This is a genomic window from Nocardia sp. NPDC005825 (assembly GCF_040630175.1).
Lineage (GTDB): Bacteria > Actinomycetota > Actinomycetes > Mycobacteriales > Mycobacteriaceae > Nocardia.
This window is the reverse complement of the sequence record NZ_JBEXXC010000002.1, coordinates 477,074-498,205: the sequence shown is the minus strand read 5'-3', so window position 1 is coordinate 498,205 and position 21,132 is coordinate 477,074. Positions and strand designations below refer to the sequence as shown.

Below are 21,132 nucleotides of genomic sequence, written 5' to 3'. Positions count from 1 at the left end.
GGCAGGAGAGTCCTCCTCGGGGTGGTCATGGCTGACCCTGATTCTCGTTGGTCAACAGGGGATTCCAGAGGCGACGCGCCAGCTCACCGAAACGCGTCGGTTCGGATTCGACACCCGGCACCGCGGCAGCCGCGGCCTCGGTCAGCTGATCGAAGCGCGGCGACTGGCCCAGAATGTGGCGGAAGTATCGGTCGGTGTGTTCGCCGAAGCGATCGTCGAAGTCCTGGCTCGCCGCGTGCAGCGCGTCCTCGGGCGACGCGCCCGCGAGCCGCCGCTCGGCATAGGTGGCCGACGCCGACGGCGCGATCGGCAGCGGTTCGGTGAGGCCCTCGTCGCGCAACAACGTCAGCTCCCGCAGCAGTCCCCGGGCCAGGGGCGCGGGCGGCGCGGTGAGCGTCGACTGCCAGGCCGGACGATGGTGCTTGCCGCGCCCGATGGTGATGGCGCGCCACGACTGATGGGTCCCGGTGGCGGCCAGCGCCAGCAAGCGAATCCACGCCGCCATCCGATGCTTCGGGGCCAGCCGCGAGAACGTCGTGCGCAGCAGCGCGTCGTCGTGGACATCGGGCACGGTGCCGGTCAGCCGACGCCCGTCACCCAGATCCACCGCGATATCGATGGTGCGCGACGGGATCTCGTGCAACGGCCGCGCCACCCGCACCAGCTGGTCGACGGTCCCCTCGACCTCGTCGAGCACGGCAGCGCCCATCCCGAACGGCGGCAGCGTCCCACGCCGCCACTCCGCGGCCCGCAGCACATTCGGATCCACGCCGGTGAGCCGCGCCGACAGCATGCGCTCACCCATATTCCACTTGGTCAGCCCGTCGAGTTCGATGGGGAGCCGGTCGGCGATCTCCTCCTCGTCCTCGGGCACCCGAATTCCCAAGCGCTGCCACAGGAACGCCCGCACCGGATGCTCGGCGAAGGACACCAGATCGGCCAGCTCCACATCCCCGAGCTCGCGGCCCGGCAGCGTGGCCGGCAGGAACAGCGGCCGTGGCTCCGGCGCACGGCCCGCCGCCACCGCACCCGCCAGCGCCACGGTGTCGAAACTGAACGGATTCTCCGGCCGGAAGTTGCGGCGATCGAAGGGCTGCAACGGATGCCGCGTCACCACCTGGTCCATCGCCGCCGCGCCGATGTGCGCGCGCACGGTGTCGAGCAGTTCGGCCAGCGGGATCGCGGGCGGTCGGTGCGCGCCCGAGACCGGATCGGATCCGGTGTGCAGCAACACCAGCCGCTCCCCCGCCGCCATGATGGCGTCCAGCAGCAGCTGCCGGTCCTCGCTGCGCGGATCCCGATCCCCGGGGCACCGGTGCCGGGCCAGCACATCGTCCCCGTCCACGCCGCCCGCGCGCGGGAACACCTCGTCGTCGAGACCCAGCAACACCACCACCCGGTGCGGCACCGACCGCATCGGCACCATGGTGCACACCGTCAGCTCCCCGGTGCGGAAGTTGGCGCGCGAGGGCCGCCCGGCCAGCCGGGCCGTGAGCAGTGCGCCGATATCGCTGAGCCGCAAGGGAATAGATCCCGCCGGTTCCAGCGCCGTCGCCAGTTCGCGACGCGCCTGCACCGCCATCCAGCCCTGACCGGACGGCACCTCGGTCAGCAGGTCCAGGGCGCGCCCCAGCACCGCGGCCCATTCCGACGCGGGCCGTGCGCTGCCCGCGGGCTCGTCCAGGGTGGAGCCGCGCAGGTCGCGCAGGCACACCGCGAGCCGGTCCACGAATTCGGCGAACCGGCCGCCCAGATCGATGTCATTGCTGTCCACGTCGTCCAGCGGCAGCACCAGATCCAGCCAGTCCTCACTGGATTCACCCGCCGCGACCCCGAGCAGGATCCGGTCCACCGCGGCATTGAGCGTGTTCTGCGGGAAGTCGCCCAGCCCGAACGCCTGCCGCTGCCGCTGCCCGATCCCCCAGCGTGCCCCGGTCTCGGCCGCCCACTCCCGCAGCCGCTCGATGTCGTCGTCGTCGAACCCGCAGCGCACCCGAACCGGTTCGGCCGCACACAGATCCAGCGCCTCGGTCACGGTGACGCGGCCGTCGGCCAGCTCCAGCAGCGTGCCCACCACGTCCAGCACTGGATTGACCGCGCGCTGTGCGCGATCGGCCAACCGCACCCGCAGCCCGTGCGCGGGATGCCCGGGCTCGGCCCCGTCGAGGGACCACTGCCCGAACGCCGCCCGCACCAGCGGCGCGTAACTCTCCACGTCGGGGCACAGCACGATGACGTCGCGCGGTTCCAGCGTCGGATCGGCGGCGAACACGCTCAGCAGCGCGTCACGCAACACCTCCACCTGCCGCGACGGCCCGTGGCAGGAGTGCACGGTGACCGTCCCGTCGGCCAGGCCCGGGTCGGGCAGCAGCGACCAGCGGTCCTGACGCACGGCGGCCTGCAGCTCCGACAGCAGCGTGCGCGGTCCGAACTCGTCCGGCCCGGGGTGATAGGTGTCGATGTGGTCATAGCCCGACAGGCGCTCCTGCAGCTCCCGCACATCGCGGCCCAGCGCCGCCAGCAGTGGATGCCGCACGCGCACACCGGAATTCGGGATAACCTCGGCGTCGGCGAACTTGGTCCACAGCGCCGGGCTGGGATGCACCAGCCACAGGTGCACCTGCCGCCCGGTCGACAGCGCCGACAGCACCTCCAGCTGATCGGTGGTCAGCCGCGTCACCCCGAACAGCGAAATCCGTTCCGGCACCGACACGATCGACGGCTCGGCCCGCAGCCGCGCGCACGCCGCCGCCAGCCGCTCGGCGGGACTGGGCACCCCGACCACGCCGCGCACCCGCCGCCACAGCATCGCCTGCCACACCAGATCCGCGGGGAGGTCGTGCCCCGCGCCGTCGGTGTCGCCGCCCGCGGCCCACTCGGTGATCATGGCCGGGCGCTGGGTGCCGTAGCTGTCGAACAGGGCCGCGATCCGCGCCGCCGTCGCGTACCGCCGCCCCACCCGGTGCCCGCCCGCATCGCCGTGGCCGAGGTGGCGGGCGAGCACCGCGCTCCACGGTTCGGACAGCACGTCGTCGAGGACCGGCAGCAGGGTCCAGACCAGTCGCTCCGGCGACCACGGATCCTGCTCCGGATCCACACCGGTCGCCTCGGCGAGGACCGCCGACACCAGCGCGGCCGGATCCGCGAAGTCGATATTGGCCGAGATCCCGTCGGTACCGAGCCCCCCGGCCGCACCGCGACCGGTGCCACCCCCCGCGCCGAGTACCGTGGCCAGCCGCTGGGTGAGCCAGCGCTCGATCCCCTTGGCGGGAACCGCGACGACTTCCGGGGTGAACGGATCGCCGAGCGGTTCGATCAGCAGCCCGGCGAGCGCGTCGGCGAGCGTGTCCGCTCGTTCCGCCCGGTGAATGTGCACGACCTGTGTTTATACAGTCGGCGAACGACATGCAAACACCGGGCTGTGCGGCTCGCCGGGTGACACCGGACACACGCCGGATATTTGCTAGGGCGCGTCACTGCGAATTTCGAGTGTGGTATGCGACAGTGCCTTTCGGGGTGGTTCTCGTTTCTCGCTGAAAGGCTGGTCCGCGTACATGTCTGCGTCGGTGATTCCCCTGGTGCCCAGAACCGGGTTCACGGTGCGACGGGTGGGAGAGCGCTGGGAGCTGGTCAACTCCCGACATTACGGACGCGGCGTGGTGCTGCAGTCCTGGCCGCGCGACCGCCACACCGAGGCGTTCGAGCACTGCTATCGGCTCAACGGCCGCGGAATCGAAGAGCTACGCGCGGCTTTCCGCTGATTCGGACGAAACTCGCAACCCTCACACGAAAATCCGTGTGACAGTGTCGATTCGATAACAGACAACCCGATCACCTGCAAGACGTGCGAATCGGGCATTGTCCCCTCTATTGTGTTCCCTCGTGCGTTCCCCCAAGGCCCGGCGCGTGGCCTCCTCCGCTTGTGTCCTCGCGGCCGCTGCCCTGATTCCGGCCGCGCCCGTCCTCATTCCCGTCGCCGGCGCGGTCCCCGCGCACACGCAGGGCCCGATCGCGGGATTCGACGCGGATATGAGCAGACGCATTGCCGCGGTCGACGACTATCTGGCCACCCGCCCCGGCGTCACCGGTTACGTGATGCGCGACCGCGTCACCGGCGGCATTTACCGGAATGGCAACGCGGACACCAACTTCTGGACCGCGTCCACCATCAAGCTGGCGATCGCGGAGGATCTGCTGAATCGCGCCCGGGTCGGCGCCATCGTGCTCGGTCCCGACGACCGCGCGCTCATGGAGTCGATGCTGGCAACCTCCAACGACAATGCCGCCGACATCCTGTGGAACAAGTTCGCGGGCTTCGACCGCATGGCCTTCAACAACGCCTTCCGGGCCAACGGCATGGTCGGGCTGATCCCGCTGCCGCCGACCACCTCCATCGAGCAGATCAAGCTGTTTCCGGACTGGGGCTTCCAGCAGTGCTCGCCCGCCGACCTGGACCGGCTGATGGACAACATCCTCACCCGCATGCACCCCGACGACCGCGCGTACCTGCTCGACCGCATGCGCCGCGTCGACACCAACCAGCACTGGGGCGTGTGGGGCGCGGGCGCGGCCATGAACCCGGGCCTGAAGAACGGCTGGTCCGACGAGCAGGGCGGCTGGGTGGTCAACTCGGTCGGCTTCGCCGGACCCGGCGAGCGCTACACCCTGGCGATCATGACCGAGCAGGGCAACCAGGGCGGATACCTCGAAGGCTCCGAAACCACCACGCGCGTGGCGCAATTGCTGTTCCAGGGTCGCTGAGCCGCCTCCCCGAAGCTCGAGCGCGGGCGGCCGTCCCGGCCGCCCGCCACGGGGCTCGCGCCAATCCGCACTGAACGACCGCCCATATTGTATTTTCGGGTGAGCTGTCTGGAAGGTCTGTTTTCGGTCGGTCCTGATTGGGCTGCGCTACTCACACTGCATTACCGTTGTGCGTGAGTTGTCGTAGTTTCACCATCTGGCGAGGAGCAGGAACTAGATGAACGCCGAGAATTCCGTCGCACAGCGCCATCGGGTGGTGGTGATCGGGTCCGGTTTCGGTGGACTGTTCGCCTGCAAGCACCTGCGCAAGGCCGACGTCGACATCACACTCATCTCCAAGACGTCCACGCACCTGTTCCAGCCGCTGCTGTACCAGGTCGCGACCGGCATCCTGTCCGTCGGCGAGATCGCCCCGGCCACCCGCATCGTGCTGCGCAAGCAGCAGAACACGCAGGTGATCATGGGCGAGGTCACCGATGTCGACCTCGAGGGCGGCACCGTCACCTCGCGCCTGCTCAACCGGGACTACGTCACCCCGTTCGACAGCCTCATCGTGGCCGCGGGCGCGCAGCAGTCGTACTTCGGCAACGATCACTTCGCCACCTACGCGCCCGGCATGAAGACCATCGACGACGCCCTCGAACTGCGCGCGCGCATCCTGGGCTCCTTCGAGGAGGCCGAGCTGGCCACCGACCAGGAGACCCGCGACCGGTTCATGACCTTCGTCGTGGTCGGCGCCGGCCCCACCGGCGTCGAGCTGGCCGGGCAGATCGCCGAACTCGCCGACCGCACCCTGGACGGCACCTTCCGCAATATCGACACCCGCGACGCGCGCGTCATCCTGGTCGAGGGCGCGGGCGCGGTGCTCGCCCCGATGGGCCCCAAGCTGGGCGCCAAGGCGCACAAGCGGCTCGAGAAGATGGGCGTGGAGATCCAGCTCAACGCCATCGTCACCAATGTCGACGCGCGCGGGGTCACCGTCAAGGACAAGGACGGCTCCGAGCGCCGCATCGAATCCGCCTGCAAGGTGTGGTCGGCGGGCGTGCAGGCCAGCGGCCTGGGCAAGATCCTGGCCGACAAGTCCAAGGGCACCGAGGTGGACCGGGCCGGACGCGTCATCGTCGAACCGGACCTCACCATCAAGGGCTACCCGAACGTGTTCGTGGTCGGCGACCTGATGTCGGTGCCGGGCGTGCCCGGGCAGGCCCAGGGCGCGATCCAGGGCGGCACCTACGCCGCCAAGGCCATCAAGGCCGAGAACGAGGGCAAGCAGAAGGTCGAGGACCGCAAGCCCTTCAAGTACTTCGACAAGGGCTCGATGGCCACGGTGTCGCGGTTCAGCGCGGTGTGCCAGGTGGGCAAGCTGGAGTTCAGCGGGTTCTTCGCGTGGCTGGCCTGGCTGGGTCTGCACCTGTGGTACCTGGTCGGCTTCCGCAGCCGCTTCGTCACGGTGCTGGAGTGGTTCGTGTCGTTCCTGGGCCGCCACCGCGGTCAGATGGCGGCCACCGAGCAGTGGGTGTTCGCGCGGCTCGCGCTCGAGGCGCTCGACGATCCCGCCGAGGCGCTGGAACTGGCCAAGCAGATCGGCGCGGCGGAAAACGCTTCCGGCAACGGCAAATCCGTGGCGAATTCCGAATCGGCGAAATCCACCGAACAGCGCGCGGGCTGACGGCTCGGCCCGGCCGTCCCTTCGAATGAGGGTCTGACCGGGCGGCGTGTCCAGACCAATCCGGCACACCGGCCGGATCCGAATGTTCGACGTCTGTCGATATTCGGAAGAAAGGTCATTCATGGGCAAACGCCAACCGGTCGATACTGTTTCGCCGCGGCGACGGCGCCTGGGCACACTGGCGGTCGCGGGCGCGCTGCCGCTGGTCGCCGCCCTCGCCGCCGCCGGAACCAGTGCGGCGGAACCGGTTTCGTCCGACGATACCCAACCGGCGGTGGTCGACAACCAGCCCGGCACCATGCTGCCGGGCGGCGCCGACACCCAGCCGGGCGTGGTCGTCGACACCCCGTTCGGCAAGCTGGCCGTGCCGGTGCCGCAGGCCATGGCCGACGGCGCGCACGCCTACCTGGCCGCCACCGCGGCCGAGGTCGGCCCGGACGAGCTGATCGAGCCCGCCGCCGAGGTCGTCCTCCCCGTGCGGGTCGGCCGCAACGCCTCCACCGGCTTGCGTGACATCCCCAACGCGCCGCTGACCCCCGTCGACAACGGCAAGCTGCGCTTGGGCGACCCGCTGGACGTCCCCGAGGTGGCGCCGATCGCAGCACCCGAGGGCAAGCTGCGCCTGGGCGACACCCAGCTCGACATCCCGGTCTGGCTCGACGCGGACCAGGCCGCCCAGGTGAACGCGCTCGCCGCGGGCGCCGAGGCCGAATTGGCCCGCACCTACGACTCGGCCGGCTTCGAGCCGAGCCGGTCGGACCGCATGGCCGCCGCGACGGTCGGCTCGGCCGCCGTGGGCGCGGCGGTCGGCGTGGGCGTGGCCGCCCCGCTCGAGGTCGCCGGTGCGGTCATGGGCGGTGTCATCGGCGCGATGGCGGGCACGCCGTTCGCGCCGGCGGGCTGGGTCTTCGGCCCGGCCGCGGGCGCGACCGCCGCCGTGAGCCTGATCGCGGTGCCGGCGGCGACCGTCGGGGCCGTCATCGGCGGCGCCGTCGGCGCGGTCAACGGGTACCTGGCTCCGGCCACCCCGGACGCCGTGGACCGTGCGACCGGTATCGACGACACCACGATGGCGGACGCGCCGAGCGTCGATGAGGCGTCCGTTCAGGAGTGATCGCCGAGCTAACGAGGCCGGAATCCATCACCAGGATTCCGGCCTCTTCGCTATTCAAAACCCGCTTGAATGGCTACTTTTCGGTTAACTCACGGATTCTCGGTCGTCCATTTCGCTCACCAATCCAGGTGGTCGGTGGGTTCGAATGTCGGTCGTCCCGATGTTCCCCCTGCCCAGAAAGGTCATGTATGGCCGCAGGTAAGCACCGCGCACTGAACCCGCACCGGAACAAGGTCGGCAACGTGGTGGCGGCGGGTGCCGTCCCGCTAGTCCTGGCGATCGTCGGATCCGGTGCCGCCAACGCCGCCCCGTCCGAGGTCGCTCCGGGAGTGGCACAACGCGACGACGCGCCCAAGGCCCAGTGGCCGGCGGCGGCGTCCCCGAATGTGAATCCCTATGAGGGCATGCACATTCCGAGTGACACCAAGAGCTCGCTCCAGTGGTCGCGTCAGGCCCCGGACAAGAGCTACCTCGCCCCCGTGGGCGTGCTCCACCCGCCGGTTCCGGTTCAGGCCGTGCCGCCGATCGCGCCCCCGCCGGGCATGTTCCGGTTCGGCGACGTGACGGTTCCGGCGCCCGACTGGATCGACAGGGAACAGGCGATCCAGATCAATGACAATGCCGCGCAGGTCGAGGCGAATCTCGCCACCTTCCTCGACTCGATCGGCATGGAGCGCAGCCGCTCCGACCGGATCGCCGGGCAGACCATCGGCACCGCCGCGATGGGCGCCGTCGCCGGAGCCGTCGCCGCGGTTCCGATCGAGCTCAGCTCCGCCGCGGTCGGCGGTGTGACGGGCCTGGTCGTCGGCGCCACTTTGTTCCCGGTCGGCCTGGTGGCCGGTCCCGTCCTCGGCGCGGCCGCGGGCGCGGCCATGGTCGCCATCCCGGCCGCTGTCGCCGGTGCCGCGATCGGCGCCGCCGTCGGCGCGTTCAACGGATTCAACGCACCGCCCCGCGTCGTCGGCGACTGATCCCTCCCCGACGAGGCCGCTCGACCAGGTAGATGTGCGCACGCGGTGGGAACCGGCGGTGAGGTGGGTTCCCGCCGCGAACGCGACCCGCCGTGTGCCGAAGGCTGTGCGCACGGATCGAAGTTCTTGCGCGACAGCCGTTTCCGATGCGCAGGTCAGGCCGTCAGCAGTCGACCGGTCCGCGTGAACAGCGTGCCGCCCGCGGCCAGCGGCAGCAGCGCCTGATCCAGGCCGGCCGTATCGGCAGGGCGATCGTCGGGATAGGTGAGCACGCTCTCCAGTGCCCGCGGCCCCGACAGCGCGTCGTCGGTGATCGCCTCGGAACCCAGTTCCAGACGGTGCCGCAGCAGCGGAATCGCACCGACGTCGGCGATCAATTCCCCGGTCCAGTGACCGTGATCCTCCCCCGTGCGGCCGATCTGCACCCGTTCCCGAAGTCGCAGCCGCGCACCGTCTTCCAGGCGCACCGTGGTGAACGTGTCGTGTTCCGCGCCGCCCGCGACCACGGTCGGTTCCGGATCGAAGTCCAGTTCCCCGCCCGCGGCCACCTCGAAACGCCAGTGCGCCACCGACTTCCGGGTCTCGCGACCCGGCAGCGCGATGGTCGCGGCCACCGACCGCACCCGCAGCCGCGCGCCCGCGCCCACCACGATCGTGATGTCCAGGACGTCACCGCCCAGCGGTGTGGCGGCGGTGCCGATCAGGTGCACCGTGTCCGGGCCCGTGTGCCGCGCCGCCAGGCCGCCGACCGCGTGGATGCGCGGCAGCGTCCCGGCGGACGCGGTGATGCGGAGCTCAGTGCGAATGGGCAACGCCCGCATCCTGTTCGGCGGCCAGCCGCAGCTGCTCGCGCACCCAGGCCAGCACCGGCGTCGCGGCCGGGTCCTGGGTGAGGGAGGTGAACACGAACGGCCGGCCCTCGCGCACGGTCGTCGAATCGCGTTCCATGACCGACAGATCCGCGCCGACCATCGGGGCCAGATCGGTCTTGTTGATGACCAGCAGATCCGACCAGGTGACCCCCGGGCCGCCCTTGCGCGGCACCTTGTCGCCGCCGGCCACGTCCACCACGAAGATCTGCGCGTCGATCAGACCCGAGGAGAAGGTGGCGGTCAGGTTGTCGCCACCGGATTCCACCAGGATCAGATCCAGCGGCGGGTTGGCCTCGATCAGGTCGTCGATGGCATCCAGGTTGGCGGTGATGTCGTCGCGGATGGCGGTGTGCGGGCAGCCGCCGGTCTGCACGGCGGTGATGCGCTCGTCGGGCAGCACCGCGTTGCGCCGCAGGAAGTCGGCGTCCTCGGTGGTGTAGATGTCGTTGGTCAGCACGGCCAGCGACAGCTCGTCGCGCAGCTGCCGGCACAGGGCCGCGGTCAGTGCGGTCTTGCCCGATCCGACCGGACCGCCGATCCCGATCCGCACCGGTTCCCCGGGCGTCCGCTCCCGCTTGGGGCGGTCGTGACTGTGATCGTGCGGTTCCCCGTCGATGAGGTGAGGTGGCATGTGCGCTCCTTTCACCCCCATCCTGACCCAGTCACGTAAACCGGGTGTTACCTGGCCCGTGACCGGCTACGACGCGAACAGCGGCATGTCCCGGCGGGGGTGCCGTTCGGCGAGCACGTCCTGCAGCGGATCGGAGAGCGCGGCCAGTGATGCGGTGGCGGCGCGGGCGGTGGCGTCGCACACCGGGGCGAGGCGGATGGTGCAGGCGGCCACGGCGGCCGGATCGAGGGCGAGCAGGCGCTGCGCGGCGGTGGCCGCCCCGGTCATGGTGGTGTAGACGGTCACGGCGGCGATATCGGCGGGGGTGGCCTCGCACACCGTGCCCACCACGCCGAACACGGTGGACAGATGGGGGCGGGCGCCGAGCGCGCGCCACTCGGCGTGCGGCCAGACCTGTTTGGCCAGCCGCAGCAGGCCTCGACCCTGGGCGCGGGAGGCGGTGCGGGCGGCCGGGGACGGGGTCCGCGCGTCGGCCTCGAGTTCGGCGCGCTGCGGGTCGAGGGTGCCGGCGCAGACGGCCGCGGCCAGTGAGGCCGCCACCAGTCCCGAGGTGCGGATGCGCCGGCGCAGGAACAGTTCCACGCTGGGCACGTCGCGCAGCAGCCCGGAGGTGATGGCCTCCTCGACGCCGCCGGAGTGCACGTGCCCGCCGATCGGCAGCCGGGAGTCGGCGAGGGTCAGCAGGGTGGCCAGGCTCATCGCCGCACGTCCGGGTGTCGCATGGGTCGATCCTAAGCGACACCCGGCGCGGCGGTGTCGACTAGGTGAGCAGGCAGGGCATGGCCGCCGAGATGCTCTGCAGCGCACAGGTGATGGAGTTGGACAGCCCGGCCGAGCCGGTCATGGGCACCAGTCCGGCGACCGGTGCGGCGCCGGTGTCGGTGACGGGCGCCAGCTCCACCGGGGCGGCCATGGCCGGGGCGGCGCCGATGCCGGAGGCGATGGCGGCGACGGCAAAGGCTTTCAGTGCAACGCTTTTCATGAATATCCCTTTCTCACACAGCATCCTCACAGGATGTGATCGCAGCGAGACTAACCCACGCTCCACAGGTGTGAACGGTGTTTGTTTCAAAATGCGCGATTTGACCTTAACAATAGTTGAGGTTGCAGACTGGGCGGGCAGAACGTCAACGAGGTAGAGGAGTCGCCGTGCACGCCATCCGTCTTCACGAGTTCGGGCCCGCCGAGAACCTGCGGTACGAGACCGTCGCGGACCCCGAACCCGGGGCCGGGCAGGTCCGGATCGCCGTCCGCGCGGCGGGAGTGCACCTGCTGGACACCTCGATTCGGCAGGGCGTGGCGGGCGGCCCGCTGCCCTTGCCCGAGCTGCCCACGATTCCGGGCCGAGAGATCGCCGGGACCGTGGACCGGGTCGGGCCCGGCGTCGACGAAAGCTGGCTCGGGCGAGCGGTTGTCGCGCACATCGGGCAGGCGCCGGGCGGGTACGCCGAGCTCGTGGTCACCGAAGCCGAACGGCTGCACGCGATTCCGGACGGCCTCGACGCGGGTTCGGCGGTGGCGATGATCGGCACCGGCCGGACCACCCTGGGCATTCTGAATTTCGCGGAGGTGGGCCCGGAGACGGTGGCCCTGGTTCCGGCCGCGGCGGGCGGCATCGGCACCCTGCTGGTGCAGTATCTGGTCGCGGCGCGCGCGACCGTCATCGGGCTCGCCGGCGGTCCCGCGAAGACCGATCAGGTGTACGAGAACGGCGCGGATCTCGCCCTGGACTATCTCGATCCGTCCTGGCCCGAGGCCGTGCGCGCCAAGTACGGGGAGCGGCCCGCGACCCTGCTGTTCGACGGGATCGGCGGAGACGTCGCGCGCACCGCGGTCGACCTGCTCGCCGACGGCGGCGTCCGCCTGGTGTTCGGCTGGTCCGGCGGGCAGGCCGACCTCGACGAGCAGGCCCTGGCCGCGCGCGGCATCACCTCGCAGGTGGTGCTCGGTCCGCCGCTGCTGCAGCGCGGGGGCGGCTTGCGCGCCTTGGAGACTCGCGCCCTGGCCGAGGCCGCGGCGGGCCGGTTGCGCCCGGCGGTGCAGTCCTTCCCGCTCGCCGAGGCGGCGGCCGCGCACCACGCCCTGGAGACCCGGGCGACCACCGGCAAAGTGGTGCTACTCCCCTGACCTGCGCCCGAGGCTGCGTTCCATGAACCGTTGCGCGGCCCCGCGTCGCAGGTCCGTCCAGGCCTGCACCGGGCCGGTCCACCAGGGCGAGATCTCGAGGGGCCGGGCGACCACGGCGTGACAGACCAGGTTGGCCGCCTCGTCGGCGGTCAGCCCGGGCACGCCGGAGAAGTCGGTGGGCGCGCTCATGCGGGTGTGCACCAGCGGCATGTACACCGAGGTGGTGGTGACGCCGTCGGCGGCGATCTCGGTGGCCACCGTCCGCAGCCAGATGTCGAACGCGCCCTTCGACGCGCCGTACGCCGACCAGCGCGGCGCGGGCGGCATGCGCAGCCCCCAGGTGGAGATGTTCACGATGTGCCCGCGGCCGCGTTCGCGCATGCCGGGCAGCAGGGTCAGCAGCAGCCGCACCGGGCCCAGATAGTTGACGTCCATGGTGCGGGTGAAATCGTGGAAGCGGTCATAGGATTCGTCGATCGGGCGGCGGATCGAGCGGCCCGCGTTGTTGATCACCACATCCACGCGGCCGTGTTCGGCCAGCACCCGGCGGCCCAGCTCGGCGACGGCGTCGAATTCGGTGATGTCGGACGGGTAGACGTGCGCGACTCCGCCCGCGGCGGTGATCTCGGCGGCCACCTCCTCGAGGTCCTCGCGCGATCGCGCGACCAGCAGGACCGTCGCGCCCGCGGCGGCCAGCTTCCGGGCCGCGGCCTTGCCGATGCCGTGCGAAGCGCCGGTCACCAGGATCACAGTGCCCGACACCGCCTCGCGCAGGGCTTTCTCGCGGGGCCGCGAGGTCGGATAGAAGATCCTCGTCGCCACGCGTTCGGCCAGCGGTCGGCCGTTCGGCTGGTTCGGGGCGTCGTGCTCAGCCACGTTTCCGAGCCTAACCGCCGGACCGGTATGTGATCGCGATTGAGTGGAAATACCCTGGCCGCGACACGGATTCCTGCACCAGGATGGGAACGACATTCCGGGGGAAGGAACCGATGATGACAACCCGAGCACCCGACCGGCCCACGCCGGAACAGGTGACGTTCTGGGACCGGTGCGCCCGCGCGGTGGTGCTGGTGGTGTTCGTGCCGCCGCGACTGCTGTGGGAGGGGATCAAGCGCGTCCCGCGGCTGATCGCGGCCGCGTTCCGGCTGTTCGCCGACCATCTCGCGAAGCCGCTCGCGATCCTGTTCCGGGACTGGGTGTTCCGGCCGCTGCGCGATTTCGTGCGCAATTACCTGTGGCATCTGCTGATCCAGCAGTTGTTGTTCGGCATGGTGCTCACGCCGATCGGCGCGTTCCTGCTGGCGTACGTCCTGCGCCCGATCCAGCGCGCCATCGAGGAATGGTTGTGGCGGCGGGTGCTGAAGCCCGGCATCGCGTGGGTGTTGCGCGCAATCGTGAAACCCTTTGTTGAAGCGATCGTCTGGACCGTGACGAAGTTGTGGGAATGGCTGGTCGTGGTCCCGCTGACGACGTTGTGGCGGTTCGTGCTGCGCCCCGGCGGCCATTGGCTGTTGACCGTCGTCGTCGAGCCGCTGGTCGAATGGCTGATCGTGTGGCCCGCGCGGCAGCTGTGGCGTTGGCTGCTGCGGCCGATCGCGTACGCGATCGTCGCGGTGATCGTGTTCGGCTGGCGGGCGGCCACCGCCGTCGTCGCGGTGACGGTGGTGGCCCCCTGCCGCTGGCTGCATCGCACGGTCGTGCGCCCGCTGTTCGCGGCCATCGGCCGGGCGTGGCGGGCGCTCGCCGATCCGGTGCGTCGGCTGTATCAGCGGGCGATCATGCCCTGGCGCACCCGGATCGCCGAGACGTGGTCCGCACTGTTCGGCTAGTGCGCGGAACCGGCTTTCACCGCAGCGTCTTTCGCGGGAGTCCCGGTCTTGGCGAAGAACGCGACCGCGGCCATGGCGGCCAGCAGCACCGCGCCGGTGGTGGTCGCGACGTGCATGCCGGTCACGAACGACTCGCGCGCCGAATCGATCAGGGCGGTGTCGCCCCCGGCCTCGGCGACGGTCTCCCCCAGCGTGGATCCGAAATCCCCGCCGGACCGGAACACCAGCGCGGCCAGCGAACCCAGCAGCGCCAGGCCCAGACCGTTGCCCAGTTCGAAGCTGGTCTCGGAGATGCCGACCGCCGATCCGGCGCGTTCGGGCGGCACCGAGGACACCGCCACCTCCGACACCAGGGTGAAGGCGATGCCGAAGCCCGCGCCCGCAACCACGGATCCGGCCACATACCAGCCGATTCCGCCGTCCACGCCGACCCCGAGCAGCATGAGATTGCCGAGCGCGGCCATGCCGAGCGCGAGCACGAAGGTGGTCTTGGTGCCGAACGCGCGCCCGATCCGCGCGCCGCCCATGGAGAACACGAACACCACGACCGCGCCGGGAATCCCGAGCAGCGCCGCGGCCAACGGGTCGCGGCCGGTCACCGATTGCAGATACATGCTGGTCAGGTAGCTCATCCCGGCCAGGGCGAGCATGCAGACCGTGCTGGAACCGATGGCCACGGAGAACAGTCCGCGACGGAACAGGCTCAGATCGAGGAGCGGTTCGTCGAGGTGGCGCTGGCGGCGGACGAACGCGGTCAGCAGCAGCGCGCCGACGATGCCGATGCCCACCGCGGGCAGGTCGAAGCCCTCGGCGGCCAGGCGCTTGATGGCGTACACGATCGGCAGGATGCCGCCGATCGACAGCAGCACGCTCACCCAGTCGAGGGGTCCGCGCGCGGCGGCGCGGTGTTCGGGGAGCAGCAGCGGCCCGAAGACCAGCAGTACCACCAGGACCGGAGCATTGATGAGGAACACCGAGCCCCACCAGAAGTGGTGCAGCAGGACGCCGCCGATGATCGGCCCGACCGCCGAGCCGCCCGCGAAGAACGCCGTCCACACACCGATGGCGGTGGCGCGGGAGCGGTCCTCGGGGAACAGGGTGGAGATCAGCGCCAGCGAGGAGGGCAGCAGTGTCGCGCCGCCGAGTCCCATCAGTGCCCGCGCCGCGATGAGCACGCCCGCGCTGGGGGCGAAAGCGGCCAGCGCCGAAGCGATTCCGAAGACGGTGGCCCCGGCCAGCAGGATATTGCGTCGCCCGATGCGGTCACCGAGATTGCCCATGGTGATGAGCAGGCCGGCGATCATGAAGCCGTAGATGTCGAGGATCCAGAGCTGTTGGGTGGCGGACGGATCCAGGCTCTGGGTCAGGGTGGGCATGGCCAGGTAGAGCACCGACATGTCCATCGAGACCAGCAATACCGGGAGCAGCAGAACGGCCAGACCCGCCCAGGCACGGCGGGGCGTCTTCGCGCCGGGGCGCGCGAGGGTACTCGTCATGACCTATCCTTCGGGCTGCTCGGGGCCCACCGGGCCCTGTCCATGGAATGCGCCCGGGCGTACAACGTACGCTCGAGCGCGGGTACAGTGTACGCACACCCCGCGCCGGAAGGGAACAATTCGTCCGATGACCGAGGCCAAGCTCACCCGGGCCGCCATCGTCGACACCGCCATCGCCCTCGCCGACGAGTCCGGACTCGACGCGCTGTCCATGCGCCGCATCGCCGAACGGATGAACGCCGGGGCCATGTCGCTCTACCGGCACGTCCCCAACAAGGACACCCTGCTCGCCGCCATGACCGACGAGGTCGCCCGCCGCAACCCCTACCCCCCGGCCGAGGGGCAGGACTGGACCTGGCGTGACCGGGTGCGCATCGCCGCCGAAGTGGATTGGCGGCTCTATCAGCAGCACCCCTGGGTGCTGTTCACCTTCGCGGTGCCGCGCTACAACTTCGGTGAGCACAGCCTCACGGTGCTGAGCTGGCTGGTGGAGGGCTTCGCCGAACTCGGTGTCGACGCCCGCGAGGCGACCCGCATGTCGCTGTCGGTGTGGAGCTATATCGCCGGGGTCGCCCTGCAGGAGGTCAGCGCCCGGCTGCTGCAGGGCCGTGACAGCAGCGCCGACGAGCGCTCCGGGCTCACCGCTCTGCTCGACGGTGACCCGCGCTGGCCCACCCCGCCCTCGCTGACGGGTCTGGTCGGCTCGGGCGACACCGCCCTGCTGAATCCCGAGCACCTGCTCGATACCGGCCTCACCGCGCTCTGCGACGGTTTCGAGGCCCGCGCCGCGCTCTGACCTGACCGTTGTCCGCTCGAAAACCGTTCGGTATCGGGCTCGTTCAACCCCCGCCGCAAGTACATTCCGGTCGGTACTCTTTGAGAGGTGCGAAAGGTGGGTGATCCGCACGGGTTCCGGACGCCGAATCCCGGAACCGCGTGGTCACCGACGCGTCGATGAACTCCCAGCGGTCACGCCGGAGCTGGGTCTCACTACCAACGATTCTCCTTTTCCGAGGTGAATGATGGCTAGGAAGTTCGAAGGACATATCGCCCTCGACATTCGTGATTCGGTCGCCGACTGGGGACCGTACGCGGAACCGACCGCCCCGCCGGGCGCGCCCAATGTGCTGTATCTGGTGTGGGACGACATCGGCATCGCCACCTGGGACTGCTACGGCGGCCTGGTCGAGATGCCGAATATGAAGCGGATCGCCGACAGTGGCGTGCAGTTCACGCAATTCCACACCACCGCACTGTGTTCACCCACCCGCGCCTCCCTGCTGACCGGGCGAAACGCGTCATCGGTCGGCATGGCGACCATCGAGGAATTCAGTGACGGATTCCCGAGCCTGTCGGGGCGCATCCCCGCCGACACCGCCTTGTGCTCGGAGGTGCTCGGCGAACGCGGGTGGAACACCTACGCCGTCGGCAAATGGCATATGACGCCGTTGGAGGAGGAGAATCTCGCGGCGTCGAAGCGGCACTGGCCGCTGGGGCGCGGATTCGAACGGTTCTACGGTTTCCTGGGCGGCGAGGCCGACCAGTGGTATCCGAATCTCGTCTACGACAATCACCCGATCGCGCAGCCGTATTCGCCGGAGGACGGCTATCACCTGTCGAAGGACCTGGCCGACAAGTCGATCGAGTTCATTCGCGACGCCAAGGTGATCGCCTCCGACAAACCGTGGTTCATGTACCTGTGCCCGGGTTGCGGGCACGCCCCGCACCATGTCGCTCAGGAATGGGCGGATCGATACCGCGGCAAGTTCGACATGGGCTACGAGAAGTACCGCGAGATCGTGCTCGACAACCAGAAGCGCATGGGCCTGATCCCGGAGAACACCGAGCTGTCGCCCATGAACCCGTACAGCGATGTCACCAGCGCCGACGGCAAGCCGTGGCCGGCGCAGGACACGGTGCGCGCCTGGGATTCGCTGTCGGAGAACGAGAAACGGCTCTTCGCCCGCCAGGCGGAGGTGTTCGCCGGATTCCTGTCCTACACCGACGCCCAGATCGGCCGGGTGCTGGACTACCTCGAGGAGACCGGTCAGCTGGACAACACCATCATCGTCGCCTTCTCCGACAATGGGGCCAGCGGCGAGGGCGGCCCGAACGGCTCGGTCAACGAGATGAAGTTCTTCAACGGCTACATCGACACGATCGAGGACAGCCTGGCCAAGCTCGACGAGCTGGGTCTGCCGACCACCTACAACCACTACAGCATCGGGTGGGCGATGGCCTTCAACACCCCGTACAAGCTGTACAAGCGGTACGCCTCGCACGAGGGCGGCATCGCCGATCCCTGTCTGATGGCCTGGCCGGCGGGCATTCCGGCGCGCGGCGAGATCCGCCACCAGTACCTCAATGTCTGCGACGTCACCCCCACCGTCTACGAACTGCTGGGCATCACGCCGCCGGACACGGTGAAGAACGTGCCGCAACGCCCCCTCGAGGGGGTCAGCTTCCGGGCCCTGTTCGAGGACGCCGACGCCGATGTCGGCAAGCACACCCAGTTCTATTCGATGCTGGGCACGCGCGGCATCTGGCATCGCGGCTGGTTCGCCGACACCGTGCACGCGGCCTGCCCGTCCGGCTGGGGACACTTCGATCAGGACCGCTGGGAGCTGTTCCACATCGATCAGGACCGCAGCCAGATGCACGACCTGGCCGCGGAACATCCCGAGAAACTGGAGGAACTCGAGGCGTTGTGGTTCTCCGAGGCGGAGAAGTACAACGGGATGCCGCTCAATGATCTCGACATCGTCTCCGCGCTGGTGCGCTTCCGGCCGACGTACGCCAGGGGCCTGGACCGTGCCGTCTATTACCCGGACAGTGCGGAGGTCGGACCGGGCGCGGCGCTCGAGATCCTGGGCCGCTCGTTCGCGCTGCTGGCCGAGACGACGATCGTCAGCCCGGACGCGGAGGGCGTGCTGTTCGCCCATGGCGGGCGGCTCGGCGGGCACGCCCTGTTCGTCCAGGACGGCCACCTCTGCTACGTCTACAACTTCCTCGGCGAGGAGGAGCAGGCCATCGTCTCCGATTGCCGGATACCGCTCGGCGATCACATCCTCGGGGTGCGCTACGAACGGCACGGCACCCGGCCCGACCATTACACGCCCACCGGTGAGGCCGTCCTCTATATCGATGAGAACCCGGTGGGTTCACTCGATGACATGCGGATCCAGCCGACCGTGTTCTCCGGTGTCGGGGAGGGTGTGCGGGTCGGCCGGGACACCGGGCAGTCAGTGTCGGCCCGGTACCACTCGCCGTTCCCGTTCACCGGCGGAACCATGCACCAGGTCATCGAGGACGTGACCGGAAAGCCGTACCAGGATCTGGAAATGGCTGCGGCCGCCGCGTTCTCACGCGACTGAGCCGCGCGCTCGGGGCGGCGGTGTTCCCGTCGGAACTTTCCGCTGGTCGCCGCCCCGAGCGCAGCCGTCGTGGCACGCTGTGCACGATTGCCGATCATGCACAGTCACGCGGTGTGCGAATACGCAGGGGAGGCAAGGTATTAGCGCTCGATGTCGCCGTCGAGGTACACCCAGTTCCCCTCGTCCCGGCGAAATCGGCTGTTCTCGTGCAGTTCTCCCGCCGATCCGTGGACGCGGTAGTGCGCCCGGAATTCCACGGTCCCCTCGGTGTGGAACGGTCCCCCGCCGGTCGCGCCGAGGATCTCGAGCCGATCCCAGCGCATGCCCGGATCGAAATCGACCTCGGCGGGCCGGGTTTCGGGGTCCCAGCTGCGCAGCAGATACGCCTCGTCCTGGACCGCGAAGGCGCTGAACCGCGACCGCATCAATTGTTCGGCGGTGGTGGCGGCCCGCTCGCCACGGTGCAGCCGCCCGCAGCAATCGGCGTAGGCGGCGGGCAGCCCGCACGGGCAGGCCTCGGGCGCGGGACGGTTCTCGCGGCGCTTCGACATGGGCTCAAGCGTAGAAGCTGCGTCCCTCGGCCCCGCCGGACACCGACCACACCTCCACGATCTGCCCGTTCTCGGCGCGCAGGATGTCGGTGCCGCTGAGTTCGCGCACGATCGTCCCGTCCGGTGCGGTGATCCGGGCGCCGTAGGGGCGGGCGATGATTCCGGTTCGGGTGTCGTCCATCTCGACGACCGGGATGCCCTGGGTGGAGAACTCCAGGCCCGGCCGCTCGGCCCGGAAGGTGTCGATGGCGGCGGCGAAGGCCGCGCGGTCCTGCACGCTGTCGTAGGCGTCCGCGCCCGGCTGGGCGTAGCGCAGGGTGAATGCGGGGGCCATGATCTCGTCGGCCAACGCGAGGTCGCCGTTCCACATCTGGGTCCAGCGGTCGAACAGTTCGATGGCGTAGTCGCGCATTTCCACTCCAATAGTCTCATTGATATCGTATGACTGACACCAAGGTATAGTCTCAGCGATACGGTGTCAAACGAAAGGGATTCGGAATGGCCGAGCTAGGCCCGCAGGACCACATCGTGCTGGGGCTCATCGCCCGCCACGGACCGCTGACCCCCTACGACATCAAGGCGCGTCTGGAGGAGAGCGTCGACAAGTTCTGGCCCATCCCCCACGCGCAGCTCTACCGCGTCCCCCCGCGCCTGGCCGATCAGGGCCTGCTCCGCGAGGAGGCCGAGGAGTCCGGCCGCCGCCGGCGCATCTTCCACCTCACCGACGCCGGGCGCGCCGAATTGACCCGCTGGCTGGGCGATCCCACCGCACCCCAGCCCGAGACCCGCGACCCCGCCCAGCTGAAACTGTTCTTCGCCGATCTGGGCGAGCCCGGCGACGTGGTGGCCCTGGCCCGCAATCAGGTTGCCGAGCACCGGCATTGGCTGGACACCTACCGGACGCTCTACGACGAGATCGACGCCGCCGACAACGTCCGCGCCACCTCGCGGGCTCGCATCCTGCGCCTGGGCATCATGCACGAGCAGGCGTACGTGGACTATTGGGAGGAATTGGCCGCGAACCCCGATCCGCGGCCGTGACCGGTCAGTCGTCGTCGCCGACCACGACCGCGTACGCGAACCCGTCCCACCCCTTGCCGCCGACGGTCTGCACCACGGTCCCGTCCAATCGCGGCTCGGCCGCGATGAATTCGATGACCTCCCGGCTGGCCCGCACCGCCGCGTCCCCCGAATCCGCGTCCGCGATCCCGCCGTTGCGCACCACATTGTCGACGACGATCACCGACCCGGGCCGGGTCAGCCGCAACGCCCACCGCACATAGTTGGTGTTGTTGACCTTGTCGGCGTCGATGAACACCAGATCGAACGGCTCGGGCCGCTCGGCCTCGAGCTCGGGCAGCGAGTCCAGTGCCGCGCCGACCCGAATCTCCACCCGATCCCCCACCCCCGCCCGATCCAGATTCTCCCGCGCGACTTCCGCGTGCAGCGGCTCGAATTCGAGCGTCACCACCCGCCCGGACTTCCCCACGGCCCGCGCCAGCCACGTCGTGCTGTACCCGCCGAGCGTCCCGATCTCCAGCACCCGCCGCGCCCGCACCGACTTCCCGAGCAGATACAGGAACTTCCCCTGCGGCGGCGACACGTCGATGGCAGGCAACCCCGCCGCCGCGTTCGCCCGCAACGTCCCCGAATCCTCGTCCCCCACCAGGGTTTCGACGAGGTAGCGATCCACTCCGGCCCAATCGGCAGTCGTCATACCTCGAAGTCTGCCAGGGG

At 69.7% G+C, this 21,132-nt stretch carries 20 protein-coding genes; 10 read left to right on the top strand and 10 right to left on the bottom strand.

The features are described 5' to 3' along the window. Positions 1-25: 25 nt before the first annotated feature. On the bottom strand, positions 26-3,376 hold the full coding sequence (gene recC / locus ABZ382_RS06950; RefSeq protein ID WP_357085213.1) for an exodeoxyribonuclease V subunit gamma: 3,351 nt from the start codon (positions 3,374-3,376) through the stop codon (positions 26-28). A 232-nt stretch (positions 3,377-3,608) separates the two neighbouring features. On the opposite strand from recC, the gene ABZ382_RS06945 reads away from it, so the two are divergent. From ABZ382_RS06945 to ABZ382_RS06925, 5 genes are all read left to right on the top strand, one after another. Then, a complete protein-coding gene (locus ABZ382_RS06945) occupies positions 3,609-3,761 on the top strand; it encodes a hypothetical protein (protein ID WP_357085211.1) in 153 nt (50 codons plus the stop codon). A gap of 121 nt (positions 3,762-3,882) precedes the next feature. Beyond that, on the top strand, positions 3,883-4,761 hold the full coding sequence (locus ABZ382_RS06940) for a tat pathway signal sequence (RefSeq protein ID WP_357085209.1): 879 nt from the start codon (positions 3,883-3,885) through the stop codon (positions 4,759-4,761). Positions 4,762-4,978: 217 nt separating this feature from the next. Beyond that, on the top strand, positions 4,979-6,430 hold the full coding sequence (locus ABZ382_RS06935) for an NAD(P)/FAD-dependent oxidoreductase (RefSeq protein WP_357085207.1): 1,452 nt from the start codon (positions 4,979-4,981) through the stop codon (positions 6,428-6,430). A 121-nt stretch (positions 6,431-6,551) separates the two neighbouring features. Then, positions 6,552-7,544, top strand: coding sequence for a hypothetical protein (locus ABZ382_RS06930; RefSeq protein ID WP_357085205.1), 993 nt, complete (start codon positions 6,552-6,554; stop codon positions 7,542-7,544). Positions 7,545-7,732: 188 nt separating this feature from the next. Continuing rightward, on the top strand, positions 7,733-8,515 hold the full coding sequence (locus ABZ382_RS06925) for a hypothetical protein (RefSeq protein WP_357085203.1): 783 nt from the start codon (positions 7,733-7,735) through the stop codon (positions 8,513-8,515). A gap of 155 nt (positions 8,516-8,670) precedes the next feature. Here the strand turns inward: ABZ382_RS06925 and ABZ382_RS06920 are convergent, their stop codons facing one another. From ABZ382_RS06920 to ABZ382_RS06905, 4 genes are all read right to left on the bottom strand, one after another. Continuing rightward, positions 8,671-9,321 (bottom strand): urease accessory protein UreD, encoded by a 651-nt coding sequence (locus tag ABZ382_RS06920; protein ID WP_357085908.1) that lies wholly within the window; start codon positions 9,319-9,321, stop codon positions 8,671-8,673. Then, on the bottom strand, positions 9,311-10,018 hold the full coding sequence (gene ureG / locus ABZ382_RS06915; protein WP_357085201.1) for an urease accessory protein UreG: 708 nt from the start codon (positions 10,016-10,018) through the stop codon (positions 9,311-9,313). The genes ABZ382_RS06920 and ureG overlap by 11 nt, the downstream gene beginning before the upstream one ends. Positions 10,019-10,084: 66 nt before the next feature. Beyond that, complete coding sequence (locus tag ABZ382_RS06910) at positions 10,085-10,717, bottom strand: urease accessory UreF family protein (RefSeq protein WP_357085199.1); 633 nt, start codon at positions 10,715-10,717, stop codon at positions 10,085-10,087. Positions 10,718-10,778: 61 nt separating this feature from the next. Continuing rightward, positions 10,779-11,000: a hypothetical protein gene (locus ABZ382_RS06905; protein ID WP_357085198.1), complete on the bottom strand. Its 222-nt coding sequence runs from the start codon at positions 10,998-11,000 to the stop codon at positions 10,779-10,781. Positions 11,001-11,167: 167 nt separating this feature from the next. Here ABZ382_RS06905 and ABZ382_RS06900 point away from each other — a divergent pair, with 167 nt between their 5' ends. Next, the gene (locus ABZ382_RS06900) at positions 11,168-12,145 is read left to right on the top strand and encodes a zinc-binding dehydrogenase (RefSeq protein WP_357085196.1); all 978 of its coding nucleotides are present in this window, start codon (positions 11,168-11,170) and stop codon (positions 12,143-12,145) included. On the opposite strand, the gene ABZ382_RS06895 is transcribed toward ABZ382_RS06900, so the two are convergent. Continuing rightward, a complete protein-coding gene (locus ABZ382_RS06895) occupies positions 12,134-13,021 on the bottom strand; it encodes an SDR family NAD(P)-dependent oxidoreductase (protein ID WP_357085194.1) in 888 nt (295 codons plus the stop codon). The two genes, ABZ382_RS06900 and ABZ382_RS06895, sit on opposite strands and share 12 nt — an antisense overlap. A 116-nt stretch (positions 13,022-13,137) precedes the next feature. On the opposite strand from ABZ382_RS06895, the gene ABZ382_RS06890 reads away from it, so the two are divergent. Further along, a complete protein-coding gene (locus tag ABZ382_RS06890) occupies positions 13,138-13,974 on the top strand; it encodes a hypothetical protein (protein ID WP_357085192.1) in 837 nt (278 codons plus the stop codon). Here ABZ382_RS06890 and ABZ382_RS06885 read toward each other — a convergent pair. Next, positions 13,971-15,470, bottom strand: coding sequence for an MFS transporter (locus ABZ382_RS06885; RefSeq protein WP_357085190.1), 1,500 nt, complete (start codon positions 15,468-15,470; stop codon positions 13,971-13,973). The genes ABZ382_RS06890 and ABZ382_RS06885 overlap by 4 nt on opposite strands. Positions 15,471-15,597: 127 nt before the next feature. On the opposite strand from ABZ382_RS06885, the gene ABZ382_RS06880 reads away from it, so the two are divergent. Together ABZ382_RS06880 and ABZ382_RS06875 are read left to right on the top strand one after the other, a co-directional pair. Next, positions 15,598-16,266, top strand: a complete 669-nt coding sequence (locus ABZ382_RS06880; RefSeq protein ID WP_357085188.1) for a TetR/AcrR family transcriptional regulator — start codon at positions 15,598-15,600, stop codon at positions 16,264-16,266. 226 nt (positions 16,267-16,492) lie between these two features. Next, positions 16,493-18,844, top strand: coding sequence for an arylsulfatase (locus ABZ382_RS06875; RefSeq protein WP_357085186.1), 2,352 nt, complete (start codon positions 16,493-16,495; stop codon positions 18,842-18,844). A 140-nt stretch (positions 18,845-18,984) separates the two neighbouring features. Here ABZ382_RS06875 and ABZ382_RS06870 read toward each other — a convergent pair whose 3' ends face one another. Next, positions 18,985-19,395 (bottom strand): YchJ family metal-binding protein, encoded by a 411-nt coding sequence (locus ABZ382_RS06870; RefSeq protein WP_357085184.1) that lies wholly within the window; start codon positions 19,393-19,395, stop codon positions 18,985-18,987. A 4-nt stretch (positions 19,396-19,399) separates the two neighbouring features. Beyond that, on the bottom strand, positions 19,400-19,807 hold the full coding sequence (locus ABZ382_RS06865; RefSeq protein ID WP_357085182.1) for a nuclear transport factor 2 family protein: 408 nt from the start codon (positions 19,805-19,807) through the stop codon (positions 19,400-19,402). Between the two features lie 86 nt (positions 19,808-19,893). Here ABZ382_RS06865 and ABZ382_RS06860 point away from each other — a divergent pair, with 86 nt between their 5' ends. Then, entirely contained in the window at positions 19,894-20,436 is a 543-nt protein-coding gene (locus ABZ382_RS06860) for a PadR family transcriptional regulator (RefSeq protein WP_357085180.1), read from the top strand. A gap of 4 nt (positions 20,437-20,440) precedes the next feature. Here ABZ382_RS06860 and ABZ382_RS06855 read toward each other — a convergent pair whose 3' ends face one another. Further along, complete coding sequence (locus tag ABZ382_RS06855) at positions 20,441-21,112, bottom strand: O-methyltransferase (RefSeq protein ID WP_357085178.1); 672 nt, start codon at positions 21,110-21,112, stop codon at positions 20,441-20,443. Positions 21,113-21,132: the final 20 nt, after the last annotated feature.